The 20,412-nt window shown below is 65.6% G+C and carries 21 protein-coding genes and 5 pseudogenes; 25 read left to right on the forward strand and 1 reads right to left on the reverse strand.

Going from position 1 to position 20,412, the window contains the following annotated elements; all coding sequences use genetic code 11:
• The first annotated feature begins 471 nt into the window (after positions 1 to 471).
• The 8 genes and pseudogenes from HMPREF3014_RS13405 (at position 472) to HMPREF3014_RS13440 (ending at position 7,030) form a co-directional block, all read left to right on the forward strand.
• Positions 472 to 2,081 (forward strand): annotated as a pseudogene (locus HMPREF3014_RS13405) (DNA cytosine methyltransferase).
• A gap of 243 nt (positions 2,082 to 2,324) precedes the next feature.
• The gene (locus HMPREF3014_RS13410; protein ID WP_023087317.1) at positions 2,325 to 2,882 is read left to right on the forward strand and encodes a hypothetical protein; all 558 of its coding nucleotides are present in this window, start codon (positions 2,325 to 2,327) and stop codon (positions 2,880 to 2,882) included.
• Between the two features lie 333 nt (positions 2,883 to 3,215).
• Positions 3,216 to 3,437: a hypothetical protein gene (locus tag HMPREF3014_RS13415; protein WP_003120032.1), complete on the forward strand. Its 222-nt coding sequence runs from the start codon at positions 3,216 to 3,218 to the stop codon at positions 3,435 to 3,437.
• Between the two features lie 21 nt (positions 3,438 to 3,458).
• On the forward strand, positions 3,459 to 3,851 hold the full coding sequence (locus HMPREF3014_RS13420) for a hypothetical protein (protein WP_003050375.1): 393 nt from the start codon (positions 3,459 to 3,461) through the stop codon (positions 3,849 to 3,851).
• A 182-nt stretch (positions 3,852 to 4,033) separates the two neighbouring features.
• The gene (locus tag HMPREF3014_RS13425) at positions 4,034 to 4,720 is read left to right on the forward strand and encodes a hypothetical protein (protein ID WP_003116830.1); all 687 of its coding nucleotides are present in this window, start codon (positions 4,034 to 4,036) and stop codon (positions 4,718 to 4,720) included.
• Positions 4,721 to 4,803: 83 nt separating this feature from the next.
• Entirely contained in the window at positions 4,804 to 5,541 is a 738-nt protein-coding gene (locus HMPREF3014_RS13430; protein WP_023087316.1) for a DUF5983 family protein, read from the forward strand.
• A 97-nt stretch (positions 5,542 to 5,638) separates the two neighbouring features.
• Complete coding sequence (locus HMPREF3014_RS13435) at positions 5,639 to 5,917, forward strand: hypothetical protein (protein ID WP_003116828.1); 279 nt, start codon at positions 5,639 to 5,641, stop codon at positions 5,915 to 5,917.
• 288 nt (positions 5,918 to 6,205) lie between these two features.
• Entirely contained in the window at positions 6,206 to 7,030 is an 825-nt protein-coding gene (locus tag HMPREF3014_RS13440) for a hypothetical protein (protein WP_003098941.1), read from the forward strand.
• Between the two features lie 261 nt (positions 7,031 to 7,291).
• Here the strand turns inward: HMPREF3014_RS13440 and merR are convergent, their stop codons facing one another.
• Entirely contained in the window at positions 7,292 to 7,699 is a 408-nt protein-coding gene (gene merR / locus HMPREF3014_RS13445; protein ID WP_003098939.1) for an Hg(II)-responsive transcriptional regulator, read from the reverse strand.
• 71 nt (positions 7,700 to 7,770) lie between these two features.
• Here merR and merT point away from each other — a divergent pair, with 71 nt between their 5' ends.
• From merT to HMPREF3014_RS13530, 17 genes and pseudogenes are all read left to right on the forward strand, one after another.
• Entirely contained in the window at positions 7,771 to 8,121 is a 351-nt protein-coding gene (merT, locus tag HMPREF3014_RS13450; RefSeq protein WP_011804695.1) for a mercuric ion transporter MerT, read from the forward strand.
• Between the two features lie 12 nt (positions 8,122 to 8,133).
• A complete protein-coding gene (gene merP, locus HMPREF3014_RS13455; protein ID WP_003116826.1) occupies positions 8,134 to 8,421 on the forward strand; it encodes a mercury resistance system periplasmic binding protein MerP in 288 nt (95 codons plus the stop codon).
• 10 nt (positions 8,422 to 8,431) lie between these two features.
• Positions 8,432 to 10,120, forward strand: a complete 1,689-nt coding sequence (merA, locus tag HMPREF3014_RS13460) for a mercury(II) reductase (protein WP_003098932.1) — start codon at positions 8,432 to 8,434, stop codon at positions 10,118 to 10,120.
• A 9-nt stretch (positions 10,121 to 10,129) separates the two neighbouring features.
• A pseudogene (locus HMPREF3014_RS33495) lies at positions 10,130 to 11,136 on the forward strand (Tn3 family transposase); the annotation flags it as partial.
• 45 nt (positions 11,137 to 11,181) lie between these two features.
• Positions 11,182 to 11,466, forward strand: a complete 285-nt coding sequence (locus tag HMPREF3014_RS13470; protein WP_031629745.1) for a DUF3085 domain-containing protein — start codon at positions 11,182 to 11,184, stop codon at positions 11,464 to 11,466.
• A gap of 141 nt (positions 11,467 to 11,607) precedes the next feature.
• Positions 11,608 to 12,058: pseudogene (locus HMPREF3014_RS35405) on the forward strand (XF1762 family protein).
• Between the two features lie 310 nt (positions 12,059 to 12,368).
• Positions 12,369 to 13,274: a DUF3577 domain-containing protein gene (locus HMPREF3014_RS13480; RefSeq protein ID WP_003098919.1), complete on the forward strand. Its 906-nt coding sequence runs from the start codon at positions 12,369 to 12,371 to the stop codon at positions 13,272 to 13,274.
• 145 nt (positions 13,275 to 13,419) lie between these two features.
• A complete protein-coding gene (locus HMPREF3014_RS13485) occupies positions 13,420 to 14,247 on the forward strand; it encodes a DUF932 domain-containing protein (protein ID WP_003098915.1) in 828 nt (275 codons plus the stop codon).
• 94 nt (positions 14,248 to 14,341) lie between these two features.
• Complete coding sequence (locus HMPREF3014_RS13490) at positions 14,342 to 15,031, forward strand: DUF3275 family protein (RefSeq protein ID WP_003098913.1); 690 nt, start codon at positions 14,342 to 14,344, stop codon at positions 15,029 to 15,031.
• A 94-nt stretch (positions 15,032 to 15,125) separates the two neighbouring features.
• Positions 15,126 to 15,464, forward strand: a pseudogene (locus HMPREF3014_RS13495) (hypothetical protein).
• A 106-nt stretch (positions 15,465 to 15,570) separates the two neighbouring features.
• Positions 15,571 to 15,978, forward strand: a complete 408-nt coding sequence (locus HMPREF3014_RS13500) for a hypothetical protein (protein WP_003098908.1) — start codon at positions 15,571 to 15,573, stop codon at positions 15,976 to 15,978.
• A 16-nt stretch (positions 15,979 to 15,994) separates the two neighbouring features.
• Positions 15,995 to 16,255, forward strand: coding sequence for a hypothetical protein (locus HMPREF3014_RS13505; RefSeq protein WP_003098905.1), 261 nt, complete (start codon positions 15,995 to 15,997; stop codon positions 16,253 to 16,255).
• 76 nt (positions 16,256 to 16,331) lie between these two features.
• Positions 16,332 to 16,979, forward strand: a complete 648-nt coding sequence (locus tag HMPREF3014_RS13510) for a hypothetical protein (RefSeq protein WP_023087314.1) — start codon at positions 16,332 to 16,334, stop codon at positions 16,977 to 16,979.
• Between the two features lie 40 nt (positions 16,980 to 17,019).
• A complete protein-coding gene (locus HMPREF3014_RS13515) occupies positions 17,020 to 18,153 on the forward strand; it encodes a DUF6094 domain-containing protein (RefSeq protein WP_254919932.1) in 1,134 nt (377 codons plus the stop codon).
• A gap of 50 nt (positions 18,154 to 18,203) precedes the next feature.
• Entirely contained in the window at positions 18,204 to 18,524 is a 321-nt protein-coding gene (locus tag HMPREF3014_RS13520; RefSeq protein WP_023087313.1) for a hypothetical protein, read from the forward strand.
• A gap of 89 nt (positions 18,525 to 18,613) precedes the next feature.
• Complete coding sequence (locus HMPREF3014_RS13525) at positions 18,614 to 18,919, forward strand: hypothetical protein (RefSeq protein ID WP_023087312.1); 306 nt, start codon at positions 18,614 to 18,616, stop codon at positions 18,917 to 18,919.
• A gap of 135 nt (positions 18,920 to 19,054) precedes the next feature.
• A pseudogene (locus HMPREF3014_RS13530) lies at positions 19,055 to 20,412 on the forward strand (DEAD/DEAH box helicase); the annotation flags it as partial.

Here is a 20,412-nt window from a genome sequence, read left to right on the forward strand (position 1 = left end):
CCTGCGGGACGCCCCAGCGCGCAACGCCTTCTTGCTCCGTGTGCGCGTCCCGTCCGGCCGTCCCCGGCCGCGGGACCTGAAGGTGGCTTCTCCGCGAACCGCACCCCGCGCGTTCTCCTCGTCTGCATTCCTTCCGCCGCTGCGAAGGGTCCCCCGATGGCTTGCCTGTGCGAGCCATCCGGAGACCCTTCGCGGTCAGCGGTATTCGGTGCCGGTGCCCGCCGGCGCAAAAACGGGCTCCCTTTGTGCGCGGATGTGCGCCAGACGATGCCGGCCCCAGCCACGACATGGGCCGGGTGTGATTGCTTGATGAGCAGACGGTTCTAGCGACGACCGGGCCTGCCAATCAGCCCACGGGTGGTTCTTCTTTCCTCCCGAGCCGAAGGCCCCTGGGGCCTTCGGCGCCTTTCTCCTGCCTTTCAACGCCCCGGCCAGGGCGATGGCCCTGCGCCATACGAACAGGAGACCGACATGCACCCGAATCTTTGCGCACCGCCGCGCAACACGCCGCTGCTCTACGGCAGCGTCTGCAGCGGCATCGAGGCCGTGAGCCTCGCCTGGCAACCCCTCGGCCTCGAAGCCGCGTGGTTCGCCGAGATCGAGCCGTTCCCGAGCGCCGTGCTCGCCCACCGTTACCCCCGCGTGCCTAACCTGGGCGACATGACCGCGATCGCCCGCCAGGTCCGCGCCGGCACCGTGCCAGCGCCCGACATCCTGGTCGGCGGCACGCCGTGCCAGTCGTTCAGCGTGGCCGGCGCGCGCCAGGGGCTGAACGACCCACGTGGTGCCTTGACCCTTGCCTATGTGGAGCTTGCAAATGCCATCGACCAAACCCGCCACCAAGACCGCCGCCCGGCGGCAACGCTCGTCTGGGAAAACGTCCCCGGCGTCCTCAGCGACCGCAGCAACGCCTTCGGGCACTTCCTGGGAGCACTGGCTGGAGAAAGCCGTGCGCTCGAACCGCCAGGGCAAAAATGGGCGCACGCAGGTTGTGTGTCTGGACCCCGGCGCCGCATCGCCTGGCGCGTGCTCGATGCTCAATATTTCGGCGTCGCCCAACGGCGCCGTCGCGTGTTTCTTGTGGCAAGTGGTGGAGGTGGCGTCGATCCCGCCGAGGTACTTTTTGAGCGCGACGGCGTGCGCGGGGATTCTTCGCCGGGCTTCGTGCCGTGGCAAGACGCTGCCGGCGCTGCTGGATCGGGCGCTGCGGCAGCAGGCGGGTACTCGGGATATGCAGGACTGAAGCAGCCCTACGGCAAGGCCACGGTGACGTTCGGATTCGGCGGGGGCAACACCGCAGGCCCCATTGACGTCGCGGCCTGCCTGACCGCGGCACCTGGCCCGAAGAACGACTTCGAGGTCGAGACCTTCGTGGCGCAGTCCATCGCGGGCAGCATCAGCCACACGCTCAGCACCGCCAACGGCGGCAAGGGCTGCAGCGAGGACGGCACCGGCAAGGGTGTGCCGATCATCGCCTTCACCGCCCAGGGCTGCGGAGCCGATGCAACGATGGCCTGGGCACCGACGCTGCGCGCGGGCGGGCATCGCCTCAGCCACGCGAATGCCGGCGTCGTGCCGGCCATCGCGTTCGCGCAGAACTCGCGCGGCGAGCTGCGGCTGGAATCCGGCCACGGCCAGCTTGCCGGGACGCTCTCCACGGGTGGCGGCAAGCCGGGCCAGGGCCGGCCGATGGTGATCGGCGTGGCGCTGCGCGGTCGCACCGAAGGCCTGGCCGCTGAACTGGGCGATGGCGTCTCGACCGCGCTGCGCACCAGCAGCGGCGGTGCCGACAAGCCCCATGTGCTGGCACCGGACTTGAGGCACATTTCCGCTACGACTGGAACGACCCCGGCCCGGGCGACTGGTCGCAGTGGCGGGTACGTCGGCTGATGCCTGTGGAGTGCGAGCGGCTGCAAGGCATGCCCGACGACTACACGCTGGTGCCGTACCGCGGCAAGCCCGCCGCCGACGCGCCCCGCTACAAGGCGATCGGCAACTCCATGGCCGTGCCGTGTGTCGCGTGGCTGGGCCAGCGGCTGTTGCAGTGCCCGCACAAGACGGGATCGAGCGCTTCGGATTGATGCACGACGCGGCCGGCGGGCCGCGTGATCCTCCCTCCTGCATTGCCGACGCATCGGCAACAGCCAGCAGCCAGGGTGTCAAGGCTGCCGTGGGTTCCTCCCACGCCACCCGCCAGTTCGCCCCGGCATCTCTCCGGCGAACGCTGCCCACCGGGCATCGATGCCACCTTCCTCCAACCCACGGGATGTATGCCGCGTCCCGTCAGGGGCGTGTCGTCAACCCGGTCGATAACAGGACTTCCTATGGACACCATCACCCGACAAGACCGCATCACGCTCAAGAACCTCAAGGTCGCGGATTTCGCGAGCGAGGAAACGCTGTGCTTCACCGCCACCGTCATGTTCGACGGCAGGCCCATCGCCGAAGCCCGCAATGACGGACACGGCGGCTCGACGTTCGTGCGCCCGCTGCAAGGCCAGGCCGCGCTGCTGGCCCAGGCCGAGGAATTCGCCAAGAGCCTGCCGCCGGCATCGCTCGACGTCGAACGCGAGGACGACGAGCCGCTTCTCATCGACATGACGCTCGACTTCCTCGTGGACCAGTTGGCCGATGCCATGCATGCGGAGCGCAAGCTGCGCACCGCGTTCAACCGCGACATCGGCAACAAGGTGCTGTTCATCAAGGACGGCCGGCTGCTGTTCCTCAAGGGCATCAAGCTCAAGGCCATTGCCGACCGCGCGGCGTATTTCGCAAAGCTGCGCAGCCGACAGGACCAGCCCATCGTCATCCTGGCCGAGCTGCCAGCGGACGAGGCATTCGCCATCTGGAAGCAGCATGTCCTGGGTGACAAGCCCCGCTGATCCAGCCTCACCGCACCGTCATGACCGCCCCGCACTCGTTGCGGGGCTTTTCTTTGTCCTGCGCACATCAATCGGGGCTGGACCAGATGCCGATTTCCAACTGACGTGGCGCGGCACCCTCACGAAGCTGTCCGCATGTTCGCTGATTCGTCAGCACATGCCAGCAGCCAGGGTTTCAGGCTGCCGCGGGATTCTCTCCGCGCAACCCACCAGTCCGCATCGCATCCATTGCGCGGACGCGCGTTCCCAAGACGCTGATGCTTTTTTTTCAACCGCGTGCGGGAGCTGCCATCCCGTGAGGGACAGGGCCCCGCTTTTCCAAGGAGCCCATCCATGTCCCAGCAAGCCTCTTTCGGCCGATTCGGTCAATTGGCCTTGACCTACTGCGGCAAGTTCCTGCCGCTCGAAGTCCTGCACAGCGCCGCCGGCCACTACATCGGCACGCGCGATACCGAAGGTCCCGTTTCGCGGGAATCTCGTGAGTACTTCCGCAGCCATGCTGCGGCTCAACGTGCCCTCGAAAGAGGCGGCTGGTCCCAGCTCGCCATTCCCTGATCCAACTGGAGGAATCACGTCATGAACCAGCTACTGCCGCAGGAAGTCGTCGATCAGATCGTTCGGGAAGAACGGCATTTCAGCGCTGCGCCCCAAGCCTTTTTTGAGGCCTGGAAGCGTGGTGTCGAAATCGCCGGCCCGCAATGGTTTGGCGATGGCACCCGTGAAGGTCTGAACCAGGCCAAGAGCAAGTGGGATCTGCGTCCCGACATGCTGCGGCTCAACGACGCCCTCGGCGTCCTGAGCAGCGGGGAACGCATGTTCCTGTCCGCGATGGTCAGCTTCTACAACGCGCGCGAGGGCGGTGCCATGCTCAAGCGCTGCCACTTCAACGGGTTGTCGGACTTCGACGGCCTCGATCTGCCACGTCGCCAGGTGATCGCCGACCTGCTGCTGAACTACAGCGGTTGGTGAGCCGGTCCCTGGCACACCTTCATCACTGCGTTCACGGGACCCCATGAGGGACATGCGCCTCGTTCGAGGCCATGTCCCTCGCGTTTTCTCCCCGCCCAGCGCCATCCGGCATCAGGCGGTTTCCCCTGCGGATGCCATCGTCCGCAAGGGCTGGCTCCGTTCATTCATCGAAAGGAGCCTTCATGGCCAACAACTACTACGAAGCCACCGGCGTTCTCGTGCTCGACCGTGTGACGCCCGTCATCCAGGCGCTGTTCGGCGCCTTCGCGCTGGACGAGAGCCACCCCGGCAACGGGCAGGCCTACATCGCCCAGATCGCCGAGACCACCAATCCGCAATGGCCGGACGTGCTCGATGGCCTGGAAGACCTGGCCACGCAACTCGGTATTCCGATGCCGGACGACGAAGGGCTGTCGATCCCGCCGCTGCTCGAACTGCTCGCCGTGCACTTCCGTGCCGATGAGGACGAAGAGCTGGGGAACTTGATCGACCGTCATTCGTTCGAGGACACCGCCGATCTCGACGCATTGTTTCTGATCGCCACCCGGTTCGATGACGGGCACCACCTGACCGCCATCCAGTTCGAGGGCTGCTGGTACTGCAGCAAGCCGCGGCTGTTCGAGTTCGGCGGCAACGGCTGCTACCTGAGCCGCGAGGTCCGCTTCATCAGCTCCTCCTCCCAGGCCCTCCAGCTCGGCGACCAATTGCGCAAGACCATTGTGGCCGCCGACATCGAAGAGGCTTCGGCCCTGATCGCGCTGGAGACCATCAATCTGCTGGCGGGCGTCAGCGACGAGCCATTCCGCATGAATTTGCGCCGGCGCGTCGCCGAGCGATTGGCCCAAACGCCAACGATCAGCGTCACCTGACGCTGTTTCCTTTCTTTCCACCCACCGGGGTCAATTCCCGGTGGCGGGGATTTGCTCCATCATTATTCTGTTGGAGAAATCCCATGTCCCAGAATCCCAATCCCTTTCTACGCGGCTACTGGAATCTGAAAATCGTCCACACGCTGTCCATCAGCTACGAGGACGGAAGCCCGCATGTCTGGCGAAACATCCACCCGAGCCAGCAGCACCTCTGCGACGCGGCGCTGGTTTCTTCTCCTTGCATCATCACCAGCGACTTCGCGGTGGTCAGGACTGGCACCGAACCTGTCGGCGCCGCACTGATCGCCGAATGCGACGCGGCTGAAGGGGGCAGCGGCGAAGGCATGGTGGGTGCCGTGGTGTACGCGATCCACGGCGACGACTTCGACGGCCGCCCCGTCCACATTGGCGACACCTATTCGGCCGAGGCCGCACGGGAAGTCGTGCAGCGGTTGAGCTTCGAGATCGGCTACTACAGCCGGTGCTGGGAAATCAGCAGCGCGCACATCAGCCGCGAAACCGGCCAGTACCTGGCCAACCTGGCTGACCTCGCGACGCCGGAGGCCTTTTTGTTCATCGCGTTCCGGATTCCCTACAGCCCGGCGATCGGCGTCAAGCTGATCTCCACGCCCTGGACGGACCAGCACCTGCAGGACGTCGAGGGGATCGCCGCCGAGCAGCTTCGGCAGGAGCACCGCAGCAAGGGCATGCCGGACGAGCTGGCACAGATCCTTGAACTGGCCGGCCAGGCCGACGTGCGCATCCTCATCCTCGATGCCGACGCACCCGTGTTGCCGGGCCTATCGCTGGCCGGCGAATAGCTGCCACACACATCCCCGGCCTTCCTTGTCCTCACCGCATGCCGGCCCGGTCTCCCGCCAGAGAGCCGGGCCGGCGCACTTTCACAGGAGCGATCCCATGTTCCCCGACCTCATCACACCCGCATCCGACTTCGAGCACCAACTCGGAGCCTGCGTCAACGCCATGAGCCAGGAAGATGCCATCGGCCAGATCCTGGTATTCGAGCGCATGAGCGGCACGCTGCACATGCGCCATATCGCCAGCGCCGACCTGGTGGACACCGACGTGGACGACTACGAAATGGTCGTCTTCGACGGTGGCAACACAAGCGGCGACACGTGGAAACACGTGTTCTTTCCGCGTCAGCGCGAGCACTACTTCGTGTACCAAGCCTGATTCCTCCAGCCCCTTTCGAGGGGCTTTTTCTTGCCCGCAGCACAGGAAAACGGTTGTGGTGCGGTGCCGTTTCCTGCGGGCAGGCAGACCGCCCCAGGGCCATGCTTGCCCCATGTTCGTCGGCGTTGCCGGCACATGCCCAGGCAGTCGAGACCTTCGAGGCTGCAAGCGCGGGAAACCGTGCTGGTCGTTTCTTCCTACGGACCTACCGCGTCCATCCACGCCACCCACAAGGGACCTCTCCCTTGCGGGCGGGGAATCCCTTGTTTTTCCTCAAGGAGTTTCCCCATGGATCGTTCCCTCATCAAATCCATGATGCCTTCGCTGGTCGCAGGCCATGTGCCCCGCAACGTGCGGTCGTTCAAGTACCGCGTGTTCGATGATCAGCCGCTGTCCTCAACGCTGGGCTTCGCCATCGACCCCCAACCCTTCGACGGCAAGGTGGTCGCCGCGACCGACGATGCCATCGTCGTCAAGCTCAAGCCTTCCGAGTTCGCGGTGCTCGATCCCAGCCTGGTGACCACGGTTCCTGCCGAAGGCGCCAAGGTGCATGTCCAACCCTATGCCCGTCGTCGCTTCGACGGACTGCGCGCGGACACGCCGGAGGTCATCACCGAGGAGACTTCGGACGGCACGCCGTACACCATCACGAGGCACATCCTCGGCTCGGCGCCGGCCAAGCTGCCCATTCCCACGCCGCAGTGCATGGAGTTGGGCCAGCTCATCGAGCAGTTGGAGGAGATGCCGGCCCCCGATCGCTTCCGGCGCATCACCCACATGCTGGTGGATGCCGGTGCCCGCGACTTCACCTGGGTCGATCCCACGCCCTCCAAGATCATCGAGACCCCGCCGGCGATCAGCTTCACGGTCTCGACCGCGAAGTTCGAGGGCCGGGTGACGATCCTCTACGACCGCGGCGGAGACACCTACGTGGTGGAACTGCACCGTCAGAACGGTGAATCGGTCGAACTGGTCGATCGGCACGACGAGGTGTATTTCGACATGCTCGGCGAAGTGCTGGAGAGGCTCATCGACGACGGGCGCTGGCGCCAGATCGACGTGAGCATCCTCGACGCGAAAGCGGCCCGCAAGCGCCAGGCCGTCCCGGCATGACGCCCCGCAGCGAAACCGGGCGGTCCTGCGGCTGACCCGAGGCATCCGCCACGGCGTTCCAGCCGTTCCGGCCGCGTGCACTACAGGCCCTTCATCCCATCGGATGGAGGCCTTTCTCATTCTTCCACACAGGAGATTTCATCCATGTCACTGCGATTCAAAGGCGCTGACCTGCGCCCCGTGCTGACCGAAGCCATCGCCAATCAGGGGTCGTCTCAGAAAACGGAAAAAAATCGTACGCTAAGAGCCGAAGTGGGCCCTTTAGCAGCAATGCAAAGCTGCGATCAACGGGCAGGAAACATTGCCATGGTGCGCGTTGCACTCTCTCACTAGCGTCGACAGGGCCTCTTCCATCCGCGTGAGGTCCGCCATGCGTGCGCGCACATCGGCCAGCCGGTGAGCAGCCAGTTCGGCCGCCTCGCTGCAATGGGTGCCGTCCTCCAGTTTCAGGAGCTGGCCGACTTCATCCAGGCTGAATCCCAGGCGCTGGGCTGACTTCACGAACTTCACCCGCGCCACGTCCGCCTGCCCGTAGCGGCGGATGCGACCGTAGGGCCGCTCCGGCTGGGGTAGCAAGCCCTTGAGCTGATAGAAGCGGATCGTCTCCACGTTGACCCGGGCTGCCTTGGCGAAGGCCCCGATGGTCAGATTCTCTTGAGCGTTCTCCATGGCGCTTGACTCCGTAGTTGACTACGGAAGTAACGTTACAGCATCAAGCGAAGTCCCGGAAGGAGAACCTTATGTCGGAACCCAAGAACGGCCGCGGCGCACTGGCGACCGGCGGCGTCGCGGCCGTCCTCGCCTCGGCCTGCTGCCTCGGCCCCCTTGTCCTGGTCGCGCTCGGCTTCTCTGGCGCGTGGATCGGCAACCTGACCGTGCTGGAGCCGTATCGGCCGATCTTCATCGGCGCAGCGCTCATCGCGCTGTTCTTCGCCTGGCGCAGCATCTTCCGACCAGCCCATGCCTGCAAGCCCGGCGACGTTTGCGCCGTGCCCCAAGTGCGGACTGCCTACAAGGTGATCTTCTGGATCGTGGCCGCCCTGGTTCTGGTTGCCCTCGCGTTTCCCTACGTCCTGCCGCTGTTCTACTGAAAGGAGATCACCATGAAGAAACTCACCACCCTCACCACCCTCATCGCCCTGGCCGCCGCTCTAAGCGCGCCCGCCTGGGCTGCCACCAAGACCGTCACCCTGTCGGTGCCCGGCATGACCTGCGCCGCGTGCCCGATCACGGTCAAGACGGCTCTGTCCAAGGTCGCCGGCGTCGAGAAGGCCGAAGTCAGCTTCGAGAAGCGGGAGGCCGTCGTCACCTTCGACGAGGCCAAGACCAATGCCGACGCCTTGACCAAGGCCACCGCAAACGCGGGTTACCCGTCCAGCGTCAAGCAGTGAGGGCGTAATCATGGCCGAGGCGATCACCCTCCACATCGAAGGCATGACCTGCACGTCGTGCGCCGAGCACGTCCAGCAGGCTTTGACGAACGTGCCCGGCGTGCGCGCGGCCTCGGTGTCCTATCCGCAGCGGCAGGCCGAAATCGAGGCGGATGCAGGCGTGAGCGTGGCCCCGCTGGTTGCCGCAGTGGCCACGCTCGGCTATCGCGCACGGCTTACCGACACGCCGAACAAGCCTGCCGGCCTGCTAGACAAGGCGCTGGGCTGGCTCGGTGGCGAAACGAAGCATGTTGGCGGTGAACAAGCGCTGCACGTGGCTGTGATAGGCAGCGGCGGCGCGGCGATGGCGGCTGCCTTGAAGGCCGTGGAGCAAGGCGCCCGCGTCACGCTGATCGAGCGCGGCACCATCGGCGGCACCTGCGTCAATGTCGGCTGCGTGCCGTCCAAGATCATGATCCGCGCCGCGCACATCGTCCACCTGCGCCGCGAAAGCCCGTTCGATGCTGGCCTGCCGGCCGCAGCGCCCGCTGTACTGCGCGAGCGGCTGCTGGCCCAGCAACAAGGCCGCGTCGAGGAGCTGCGCCATGCCAAGTACGAAGGCATCCTGGCAAGCACTCCGGCCATCACCGTGCTGCGCGGCGAGGCCCGGTTCAGGGACACGCGCACGCTGACCGTGGCGACCGCTGACGGCGGCACGCACGAGGTGAACTTCGACCGCTGCCTGATTGCCACCGGCGCGAGCCCGGCGCTTCCGCCAATCCCGGGCCTTGCGGACACACCCCACTGGACCTCCACCGAGGCGCTGGAAAGCAGCTCGCTCCCCGAGCGGCTGGCCGTGATTGGTTCCTCCGTGGTGGCGGTCGAGTTGGCGCAAGCCTTCGCCCGGCTGGGCAGCCAGGTCACGATCCTGGCGCGCAGCACGCTGTTCTTCCGAGAAGACCCGGCCATCGGGGAAGCCGTAACAGACGCCTTCCGCGCCGAGGGCATCGAGGTGCTGGACCACACCCAGGCGAGCCACGTTGCCTATGCGGGCGGGGAATTCGTGCTCACCACCGGGCAGGGGGAAGTGCGCGCCGACAAGCTGCTGGTCGCCACCGGTCGCGCGCCGAACACGCGCAGCCTGAACCTTGAAGCGGCAGGCGTCGAAGTCAATGCGCAGGGAGCCATCGTCATCGACCGCGCCATGCGCACGAGCGCACCGCACATCTTTGCTGCCGGCGACTGCACCGACCAGCCGCAGTTCGTCTATGTGGCGGCGGCGGCCGGCACGCGCGCCGCGATCAACATGACCGGCGGCGACGCGGCGCTGGACCTGACGGCGATGCCGGCGGTGGTGTTCACCGATCCGCAGGTGGCGACCGTGGGCTACAGCGAGGCGGAAGCGCACCACGACGGCATCGAGACCGACAGCCGGCTGCTGACGCTCGACAACGTGCCGAGGGCGCTCGCCAACTTCGACACGCGCGGCTTCATCAAGCTGGTGGCGGAAGCTGGCTCAGGGCGGCTGATCGGCGTACAGGCGGTCGCGCCGGAAGCGGGCGAACTGATCCAGACGGCCGCGCTGGCGATCCGCCACCGGATGACCGTGCAGGAGCTGGCCGACCAGTTGTTCCCCTACCTGACCATGGTCGAGGGACTGAAGCTCGCGGCGCAGACCTTCAACAAGGACGTGAAGCAACTGTCCTGTTGCGCCGGATGAGGAAAAGGGAGGTGTTCGATGAACGCCTACAGCCGCGCCAACCGCCGCATCTACGCGGCCTTGTCCGATCCCCTGTCGGCCACCCACCGGCACCGCCTCGACGATCTGCTCAAGCGCCACGACAACGGCAAGACGACCTGGCTGGCCTGGCTGCGCCAGTCGCCCGTCAAGCCGAACTCGCGCCACATACTCGAACACATCGAGCGCCTCAAAGCCTGGCAGGCGCTCGACCTGCCTTCCGGCATCGAGCGGTCGGTGCACCAGAACCGCCTGCTCAAGATCGCCCGCGAAGGCGGCCAGATGACGCCCGCCGATCTGGCCAAGTTCGAGGCACAGCGCCGCTACGCGACCCTGGTGCGCTCGCCATCGAGGGCATGGCCACCGTCACCGACGAAATCATCGACCTGCACGACCGCATCCTGGGCAAGCTGTTCAACGCTGCCAAGCACAAGCATCAGCAGCAGTTCCAGGCGTCCGGCAAGGCGATCAACGCCAAGGTGCGGCTGGCCACCTCGATCAAGCAGGGCACGGTGACGGCCTCGCTGATGCTCAGGAAACTCGGCAGCTACCCGCGCCAGAACGGCCTGGCCGTGGCGCTGCGCGAGCTGGGCCGCATCGAGCGAACGCTGTTCATCCCGGACTGGCTGCAAAGCGTCGAGCTGCGCCGCCGCGTGCATGCCGGACTGAACAAGGGCGAAGCCCGCAACGCGCTAGCCCGCGCCGTGTTCTTCAACCGGCTGGGCGAAATCCGCGACCGCAGTTTCGAGCAGCAGCGCTACCGGGCCAGCGGCCTCAACCTGGTGACGGCGGCCATAGTGTTGTGGAACACGGTCTATCTGGAACGGGCCTCAAACGCCTTACGCGGTCACGGCCAGACTGTCGATGACGCCCTGTTGCAGTACCTGTCGCCGCTGGGCTGGGAGCACATCAACCTGACCGGCGATTACCTCTGGCGCAGCAGCGCCAAGATCGGCGCGGGCAAGTTCAGGCCGCTACGACCGCTGCAACCGGCTTAGCGTACGATTTTTTCCGTTTTCTGAGACGTCCCCAATCAGTGCCGCATTGTCCTGGTCAAGGATCAGGGCGTGTACTTCCTCGCCGAGCGTGGGGAGCGTCGCCCGGATGGGCGCCAGGCACTGCTCGCCTACGCCGTCGGATGCAACCCGGACACCGACCCGTTCGATGACTGGTGGCACCTCGCCGGCCGCGAGCTGGGCGGCGATGACTTCGCGGAGTATTTCGACCCGAAGGACGGCCTGTTCACGCGCCTCCAGCACTCGGCGGACGATCTCGTGCTTTCCGCCACCGCCACGCACCTGTCCTTAGCAGTGGTGCCTCCCGCCTGACGCGGCAACCGCCTCGCAGCCCCCGCATCGGGGGCCTTCTTTTGTTCGCACCGCCGCCATCGCCGCGCGTGCGCGTTTGTCTCCAGCCGCCGAGGCACGCCCCGCCGGCCACAACGCCGGCATGCCACCGGAGACAACCGCATGAACACGCCATCGACCTCGCCGAGGCTGCACCTCCTACCGGTGTCGCTGCGCACGGCCAATGCATTCGTTCTGTCGCACCATCGCCACCACCGCCCGGTCCAGGGCGCGAAGTTCGCCCTGGCCGTCACGCTGAGCGACAGCGACCTGATCCACGGCGTGGCCATTGTCGGCCGCCCGGTCGCGCGGCACCTGGACGCTGGAAGTCACGCGGCTGTGCACCGACGGCACACCCAGCGCCTGCAGCAAGCTCTACGGCGCGGCCTGGCAGGCGGCAAGGGCGCTGGGCTACATACGCCTGCTCACCTACACCATGCCCGACGAAGGTGGCGCCAGCCTGCGCGCCGCCGGCTGGCGGCTGATCGGCGCGCGCGGTGGCGGCGCCTGGAGCCGTCCCGGCCGTCCGCGCGCCGATACCCCCGAGCACCTGCGCGGCGCCAAGTGCCTGTGACAGGCGCCGGGTGGCGCGGACAAAGGGAAGCGCCCGGGTGCCGATTGATTGCTGCCGCGCGCGCGAGGCCCCGCCATGCTGGCCCCATGCCTGCTGACGTCGTCAGCGACATGCCAGGCAACCATCGGTCTTCGAGGTTGCGGCGCAGTTCCCACTGCGTGACCGAGCCAGCTCGCACCGCATCCTTCCGCGAGCGGCCACCAGCCTCTGGTGGCGGATGCTTTCGCCTTATCAACCCACCGCGGGGTCACGCACCTTCCCCGCATGCGTGGGCCGGTGTGTCTCCGCTTCATCCCAATGGAGATTCACCATGAACACCACGTCCAACGAGAAATCGTATTTCGACCTCCACACCTCGGGCATCGGCTACATCCAGCGTGTCCGTGAAGTGCCCGTCCGGGGCGGCCGCCGTGCGCAGCCTTTCCTGGCATGCACCATCGCCGCGCTGGTCGGCCCCGCCCGGGACCCCAGCTACCGCTACTTCGACGTCAAGGTCTCGGGTGCCGAGGCCAAGAAGCTCGTTCAGCGCTACATCGGCGTTGACGATCCCAAGCAGCGCCCGCTGGTGCGCTTTCGCCTCGGTGACCTGTGGGGCGATGTGTACATCCGCGACAAGGGTGAGCAGAAGGGTCAGGCCGCCGCGTCCCTCAAGGCGCGACTGCTCAAGGCCGAACTGATCGACCGGGCCGAACTGGCTTCGATCGAGCAGCACGAGTTGATCACCCGCGGCATCGGCTATCTCAATCGTGTGAAGGACGTCACCCCAAAAGCTGGCGACTCGTTCCTCTCTTGCACCGTCGCGGCACTGGCCGGGCCTGTCGATGAACCGGAGTATCGGTACTTCGACACCATCGTCGCCACCCCGGAAGCCGAGCACCTGGTTCGCCGGTGCGTTCAGGCCATCGAGGGTGACCGCAAGGTGCTGATCGCCTTCCGTCTGAACGACATGAAGATCGATCCGTACATCCGCACCAAGGGTGAGCACGCCGGGGAACCGGCCGCCAGCCTGGAATCGACGCTGGTCCACATCGGTCTCATCAAGATCGACGGCACCCAGGTCTATCCGACGAGCCAGGCGCAAGCCGAGGCGCCGCCGGCCGAAGACGCATCCGCGTCCGAAGCCGACGATGCCATCGACACGGCCACCGAGCCCGCCGAGCGCGAGCCCGAGGCGCAAGTCCAGGAGCAGGAGCCGGCATTGGCTGCTTCGTTCTGATCCGGCACGGCCTCTCACGGGGCCTTGTCGCTTTTCCTCCCCACGTACGCCGCGTCCCCAGGACGCGTGCTTGCGCATTTCATCCCCCGAGTTCCGCGTGGTCTCACGGCCACGCGGTTGTCGAATTTCTCAAAGGAGATCAGCCATGTCTCTGGTATCCCGCTTTGCTCCGCAATCCCCGATCCTGCGCTCTGATCGCCCACTCTCGGACGACCGCATTCGTGCCGTCGTTCCGTCGATCTTCGCCGACGCTCCACATGGGAGCCGGTCCGATCGGTATGCCTACATACCGACCTCGACCGTGCTGACCAAGCTGCGCCAGGAGGGCTTCGAGCCCTTCATGGTGTGTCAGACGCGCGTGCGCAACGAAGACCGGCGCGAGTACACGAAGCACCTCATCCGACTTCGCCATGCAAGCCAGATCAACGGCGACGAGGCGAACGAGATCATCCTGCTCAACAGCCATGACGGCACGAGCAGCTATCAGATGCTCGCCGGCATGTTCCGGTTCGTCTGCCACAACGGCCTGGTTTGCGGTGACACCACCGCCGACATCCGCGTTCCCCACAAGGGCGACGTGGTCAGCCAGGTGATCGAAGGTGCCTACGGAGTCCTCGACGGCTTCGAGCGCGTGCAGAACGCGCGCGATGCGATGCGCACCATCACCCTCGATGAGGGCGAAGCGGAGGTCTTTGCAAACTCCGCGCTCGCACTCAAGTACGACGATCCAGCCAAGTCCACGCCTGTCACGGAGTGCCAACTGCTGGCACCCCGGCGATGGGACGACCGCAAGAACGACCTGTGGGCCGTCTTCAACCGCGTCCAGGAGAACCTCGTCAAAGGGGGCCTGAACGGACGCACGGCCAACGGCCGCAATCAGCGCACCCGTCCGGTGCAAGGCATCGACCAGAACCTGCGCCTGAACCGGGCGTTGTGGCTGCTGGCCGAAGGCATGCGCCAGCTCAAGGCGTGATGCCACGCGGACCTCGCCCACCTCGGGCGAAGCCATTTCCTCTCATCCACCGGGTGCCGTCGGCGGCCCGTCATTCATCATCAGGAGAACCATCATGGCAACCCCATTGGCACCCGAGAAATCGGTTGCGCCCATCGTCGTCCCCGGCCAGCTCACGCTGCGTACCATCCGCGGCAAGAACGGCCCGTTCACGGTTGGCCGCCTCGCCACGCACCTCGGTACGTTCGAGGTCAAAGACCCGGAGCTGGAGCAGTACCCCGAAGGCAAGTACGACGGGGAATTCATCATCAGGTACATCTTCCCGAAGTCCTATCCGGTCGGCGGCGGCATGCGGTTCGAGATCCGTGCCAGCCTCGACGGCATGACGCTCAACGGCATCGACAAACTCAGCCGCGACGAAGCCCGCAGCTTCGCCACCCAGGACGTCGATCCGCTCGATGAAGAGCAAGGGGCGCAGCCTGCGGCAACGCCGGCCAAGCCCACCAAAGCGTCCAGGCCCGCCAAGCCCGCACCCGTGCAGGCGTCCGCGGACCCGATGGTCGATACCACGCCCTTTGGCGTGGATGCGCCGCCACCTGCTGAGGCTGCTGCCCCCGGCAGCACCCAAGACGGTGACCCCGCGCTCTTCGGCCTGCTGTGGCCGCTGGGCGAGTCCGTGAAACTGGATTCGACCATCGACCGCCGCGCTTTGCGTGCACAGATCGTCCGCCTGGGCGAGCTGGGCTACGCGCTGGACTTCAAGACGCAGGAGTGGAGCCGCCAGGCCGAACTGCAACCTGCGTGATCGCAGACGCCGCATGCGCGGTGTTCTTCATCCACCCGCCGGGGTTCCTTCCCCATGCGGGGGAGGCCCTGGCCATCTTCTGGAGGTCTTCATCATGTCCACCATCGCTTGCGATATCCCCCGCTCCGCGCTGGATGAACCCGCGTGGCGGGCTCTCTGCGAGACGGCAGCCGCACAAGCCACCAAGGGTTGCGGACTGTCTCACGACTACTACGTCGAACGCTTCAGTTCGGCGATCGACGCGCAACTCGGTCGATTGCCCGAAGAACAGCGCGCACAGGCGCTGAAGATCGCACAGGAATGAGACTACGCAACACCGGCCGAACGGCAGGAAACCCAGGACTGGAATGCGGAGCACGGCTATTGCTCGCATGGGATCGAGTTCGGCAGCTGCCCGGCTGGTTGTGATCGCGACGATGACGACTGGGACTAAGGGCAAGGCATAGGTTTTCCTTCGCTGCACCTGCGGCATTCCATCACCCACTGGGGGTTCTTCCCCACGGGGAGGCCTCCAGCTCAACTTTTCGAGGAGGCCTCTCATGGGCTGGTATTTCTCTCCCCAATCGCGGTCTGAACTGATCGCGGAACTGATCGCACCACAGCAGACCGAGCGCGTCAGCGCGAAGGTTATCGCTCACGCATTGCGCAGCAACGTGCTGTGGTCCGTGGTCGAACTGACCGCCAAGGTCGAAGGTGTGCATCGTGATCTCGCGCCGGGCCAGTCCCTGCGCTACATCCGCTGCGATCTGCTGGAACGAAGCGGCAACCAGTGGGGCTACAAGCCGCTGGAAGAGTCCATGCATCCGTACTATTACTCGTGCCCGCTGTCCTATCTGGACCTCGCACCGGAGCAGTCCGCCGACTGGCGTGCAGGCGTTCGCGCCTACCACGCACGGCGGCGCACACCCACGGCTGTCACGGCACCCGCCGCGGCGCTGTTGGCCTGAGCCAGGAGGAACCGACATGGACCCGATCCTGGCTGCACTCCCGCTCTCGCTGTTGAAGCTCGTTGAAGGCAGTTTGTCCAACGACGAAGTTTCCTCCGACGAGGAAATGCTGGGGTACTTCATCGACAACGGCCTCACCGAGGAGCAGGCACGGCAGGCGCTGACCTACCGCGACCAGTACCTCAACAACATCTACCTGGACGGCTTCACGCCGATCACCGCGGTGGACGAGGCGCTTCACTTCAATCCGCACACCCAACAGTTCGAGCCGGACTGAGCGGTTTTCTTCCACCCCCTGGGGCAGTACTTGCCCCAGCGGGCGGTGCTGTTCCCGTTCATCCGAGGACACCACCATGCCCGCGAACACTTCTTCCACGCTGTACCGCATCGACGAATGCCCGGACGTGATGGCCGACGCCTGCGTCGGCGATGACCAGGGCAACCTGATCTTCCTGTCCATCTGGGCGCGGGACACCGCCGTCCAGCAGTTCCTTGCACGCCTGACCCTCGGGCGCGACGAGCAGGGACTGGACCAGTTCCACGTCATCACCGACCAGGGCGGCAGCGTCCCGGTATTCATCGGCAACGTCGATCGCCTGGAAAAGCGCATCACGCGCGCCTACCGGCGAACGCTGTTCGGTTCGCTGTCCAACGTGTGGCTGTTCGACCGGCGCTGCGTCAAGCCCGACAAGGCCAACGCCAGCGCATTGGCACTGCTGCCACGTGACAGCGCCCACCGGCTTGACCGCCTGTGGATGCTGGTGCGGGACACCTGCCCGTTGCCGCTGCTCGACCACTGGCGCGAGACCGTGCTGGAACTGCTGCAAAGCCGCGAGATGCTGGCCCGCCTTCCGTTCGCCCTCGGGCCGCTGGAAGGCCATTGGCTCGCCATCGACGTGCCGGCGCTGAGCTTGGCGCTGGGCTCCCTGATCCGCAGTGACGCGCTCACCGCCTATCCCTATCCGGCCAAGATTTGGACGCCGGAAGCGGTAGCGGCTTGACCCACCCTCGGAGGCACGCCTTGGCGTGCTTCCGTCGTTCATCCCCGCCAACCAGGAGACTTCCATGGCTCTCATGTTCCCGCGGCTCGCCCGCAATTTCGCCAAAAATGGGTACTACCCGACCGACGAACCCACGCTCGAAAGAGCCCTCAACGCACTGATGCCCAGCGACGGGCCGATGTGCATCCTCGATCCCTGCGCCGGTGAAGGCGTGGCAATCGCCGAAGCCTCTCATGCCCTCGGGCGCGAACAGGCCAAGGCGTTCGCCGTCGAATTCGACGCCGAGCGGGCGCGCCATGCCCGCGGCCTGGTCGATCACTGCCTGCACGCGGACCTGATGGACACGATGATCTCCAAGCAGTCCTTCGGACTACTGTGGCTGAATCCACCGTATGGCGACCTGTCCAAGGACGTCAACGGCAACATCGGCTATCAGGGCCAGGGCCGTGCCCGCCTCGAAAAGCTGTTCTATCAGCGTTCGCTGTCGCTGTTGCAATACGGCGGCGTGCTGGTCTTCATCGTCCCCGGCTACGTGCTCGACGCGGAGCTGGTCGGCTGGTTGACGCGCCACTACACCGATCTGCGTATCTACCGAGCGGTGGAAACGCAGTTCAAGCAGGTGGTGATCTTCGGCCGCCGGGTCCGTCAGCGGGAGCTGGCACCCGATGGCGTCAAGGCCGTGCGCAATCTGCTGCTGCAGGTTGGGCTTGGCGAAGTCGAAGCCGAGGAACTGCCGAGCGAATGGCCGTTCCTGCCGTACATCGTCCCCGCCAGTCCGGCCGAGCCGGAGCATTTCTTCCGCGTGACGATGGAGCCCGAACAGTTCGCCGACGAGGTTGGCCGGCTGCAAGGCCTTTGGCCGTCGCTGGACACGCACTTGGGGACCGCGCAACAGTCGCTGCGTCCACCGGCGCGGGCCTTGTCCCACTGGCATCTCGCCCTGGCTCTGGCCGCGGGCGCGATCTCCGGCGTCGTGCGCTCCCAGACGGGGCGCGTGCTCGTCGTCAAAGGTGACACCCACAAGGACAAGACGCTCCAGCGGGAATTCACCGAACGCGAAGACGGCTCCATCGCCGAGACACGCATCCTCACCGACAAGTTCGTGCCTGTCATCCGCGCGTGGGACATGACGCCTGGCTCCCCGACACGGGGCGAGGTGTTGACCATCCGCTGATCCACCGGACGCGCTGCCGTCCTGCTGTACCACCTCGAAGGAGAAACACCATGTTCCCCAATCCATTCAAGCGGCCTGCGCCGCGCAAGCAACCCTTGTTCGCACCGAGTACGTTGAAGTTGAGCGAGAAGGTGCATTGGCTGGCTCGGCGAGGCCTGATCGACCCCTTAGCCTATGTCCAGCGCCATGTGCGCGGGGACTGGGGCGAGATCGATGAGGCCACCCGCCAAGCCAACGACGTCGCAATCCAACAGGACAACCTGATGATCTCGCAGTTCAGGATCACGCCGGACCTGGCGCTGATCGTCAAGACCAGCGAGGACCACCAGACCACGGTGGTCCAGCTTCCCGAAGAGCGGGACCTGATCTGAGGTCCCACATCGTCATCTTCATCCACCTGACGGAGCCACTTCACTCCGCCAGGGGTGTCGTGGCTCAATGACCCTTCAAGGAGGAGCCCATGGCATCGCATCGGATCGAAACCTACTGCCAGCGGCTGGCATTCCCCATCGGCGCGCTCATCTTTAGCAGTGGCATCAACCGCCTAGTCACTGCGGGTCGCCTGGACCCGATTCCGTACTTCAGACGGCACACCCGTGGCGACTGGGGCGACGTGACCGCCCAGCAATGGGAGGCCAACAGCTCCGCGCTTCAATCAGGCGCGCCGCTGGAATCGCACTATGTGATCCACCCGGGACTCGCCATTCGCATCATCACCGATGCGGGGCGCAGCGTCACCGCCATCGTGCTGCCGTCCGAAGACTGAGCACGGTTCACCCGCAGGCCACTCAGGCCAGCATCTTCAACCACCTTCGGCCGCGCGCCGATTTACTTCCCACCACGGGGCATGCCATTGCCCCGCTGGGGTGGTGCATGCCCCATTTTTCATTGGAGCATCACCATGTCCCTCGATCTCGAAACCACTGCCGCTGACGCCGCGCCCGTACAGGGCGAACTGCTCGACGCGGAATCATCCCCTCTGACCCTGAGCCTTCAGGATTTCGTCGGCGAGTTCGGCGACGAACTGCTCGACGCCCTCAACAGCGCCAACCCGCCGGTCTATACCGGCCAACCGCAGGCGCAGCGGCAACTCGTCGTCGCCAGCCTCAAGCGCAAGCTGTTCCCGGCCCAGGCCGAAGTCGTCCACGCCGCCGCCGAGCTGCTGATCGACCGTGGCGAACGCGCCGCGATCGTCAATGGCGAAATGGGTTGCGGCAAGACGACCGTCGGCATCGCCACGGCCGCCGTGCTCAACGCCGAAGGCTACCGCCGCACCCTGGTGCTTTCGCCACCGCACCTTGTTTACAAGTGGCGGCGCGAGATCCAGGAGACGGTAGCGGGCGCCAAAGTTTGGGTGCTCAACGGGCCGGATACGCTCGTCAAGCTCATCAAGCTGCGTGAACAGTTGGGTGTCCAGCCCACGGGTCAGGAGTTCTTCGTCCTGGGCCGCGTGAGGATGCGGATGGGCTTCCACTGGAAGCCCGTCTTCACCCAGCGGCGCACCCGCCACGGCGACGTGGCAGCGTGCCCGGACTGCGGCACGGTCATCACCGACCTCGACGGCGAGCCGGTCAACCCGGTCGCGCTTGAAGCCGAGGAGTCCCGCAGGAAGTGCAGCCATTGCGCCGCGCCCCTGTGGACGCTGATCCGCCCGCGCAGCCTGTCCGGCAGCGACCAGTCCTCGGCCGTGCTCAAAGCCTTGAAGCGCATCCCGACGATCGGGGAAGTCACCGCGCAGAAGCTGATGCAGAAGTTCGGCGACGGTTTCCTGGCCTCGATGCTCGGCGACAACATCCACGAGTTCATCAACCTCATGGATGGCAACGGCGAGCTGGTGTTTTCCGACCGTCAAGCCACGCGCATGGAACGTGCGATGGCCAACATGGAGTTCGGCTTTGGCGAGGGCGGTTATCAACCCTCGGAGTTCATCAAGAGGTACTTGCCGCAAGGTACGTTCGACCTGCTCATCGCTGATGAAGCGCATGAGTACAAGAACGGGGGCAGTGCCCAGGGCCAGGCCATGGGCGTGCTGGCGGCGAAGGCTCGCAAGACCTTGCTGCTGACTGGCACGCTGATGGGCGGCTACGGTGATGATCTTTTTCACCTGCTGTTCCGAGCCCTTCCGGGGCGGATGATCGAAGACGGCTACCGCCCGACCACGAGCGGCAGCATGACCTCGGCTGCGATGGCGTTCATGCGCGATCACGGGGTGTTGAAGGACATCTACTCCGAGAGCACCGGCACGGCGCACAAGACGGC

The organism is Pseudomonas sp. HMSC065H01, from assembly GCF_001815235.1.
GTDB lineage: Bacteria > Pseudomonadota > Gammaproteobacteria > Pseudomonadales > Pseudomonadaceae > Pseudomonas > Pseudomonas aeruginosa.

Coding starts and splice junctions, on each gene's coding strand:
- HMPREF3014_RS13410 (WP_023087317.1), top strand. CDS start 2,325: ATGGACACCATCACCCGACAAGACCGCATCACGCTCAAGAACCTCAAG.
- HMPREF3014_RS13415 (WP_003120032.1), top strand. CDS start 3,216: ATGTCCCAGCAAGCCTCTTTCGGCCGATTCGGTCAATTGGCCTTGACC.
- HMPREF3014_RS13420 (WP_003050375.1), top strand. CDS start 3,459: ATGAACCAGCTACTGCCGCAGGAAGTCGTCGATCAGATCGTTCGGGAA.
- HMPREF3014_RS13425 (WP_003116830.1), top strand. CDS start 4,034: ATGGCCAACAACTACTACGAAGCCACCGGCGTTCTCGTGCTCGACCGT.
- HMPREF3014_RS13430 (WP_023087316.1), top strand. CDS start 4,804: ATGTCCCAGAATCCCAATCCCTTTCTACGCGGCTACTGGAATCTGAAA.
- HMPREF3014_RS13435 (WP_003116828.1), top strand. CDS start 5,639: ATGTTCCCCGACCTCATCACACCCGCATCCGACTTCGAGCACCAACTC.
- HMPREF3014_RS13440 (WP_003098941.1), top strand. CDS start 6,206: ATGGATCGTTCCCTCATCAAATCCATGATGCCTTCGCTGGTCGCAGGC.
- merR (WP_003098939.1), bottom strand. CDS start 7,699: ATGGAGAACGCTCAAGAGAATCTGACCATCGGGGCCTTCGCCAAGGCA.
- merT (WP_011804695.1), top strand. CDS start 7,771: ATGTCGGAACCCAAGAACGGCCGCGGCGCACTGGCGACCGGCGGCGTC.
- merP (WP_003116826.1), top strand. CDS start 8,134: ATGAAGAAACTCACCACCCTCACCACCCTCATCGCCCTGGCCGCCGCT.
- merA (WP_003098932.1), top strand. CDS start 8,432: ATGGCCGAGGCGATCACCCTCCACATCGAAGGCATGACCTGCACGTCG.
- HMPREF3014_RS13480 (WP_003098919.1), top strand. CDS start 12,369: ATGAACACCACGTCCAACGAGAAATCGTATTTCGACCTCCACACCTCG.
- HMPREF3014_RS13485 (WP_003098915.1), top strand. CDS start 13,420: ATGTCTCTGGTATCCCGCTTTGCTCCGCAATCCCCGATCCTGCGCTCT.
- HMPREF3014_RS13490 (WP_003098913.1), top strand. CDS start 14,342: ATGGCAACCCCATTGGCACCCGAGAAATCGGTTGCGCCCATCGTCGTC.
- HMPREF3014_RS13500 (WP_003098908.1), top strand. CDS start 15,571: ATGGGCTGGTATTTCTCTCCCCAATCGCGGTCTGAACTGATCGCGGAA.
- HMPREF3014_RS13505 (WP_003098905.1), top strand. CDS start 15,995: ATGGACCCGATCCTGGCTGCACTCCCGCTCTCGCTGTTGAAGCTCGTT.
- HMPREF3014_RS13510 (WP_023087314.1), top strand. CDS start 16,332: ATGCCCGCGAACACTTCTTCCACGCTGTACCGCATCGACGAATGCCCG.
- HMPREF3014_RS13520 (WP_023087313.1), top strand. CDS start 18,204: ATGTTCCCCAATCCATTCAAGCGGCCTGCGCCGCGCAAGCAACCCTTG.
- HMPREF3014_RS13525 (WP_023087312.1), top strand. CDS start 18,614: ATGGCATCGCATCGGATCGAAACCTACTGCCAGCGGCTGGCATTCCCC.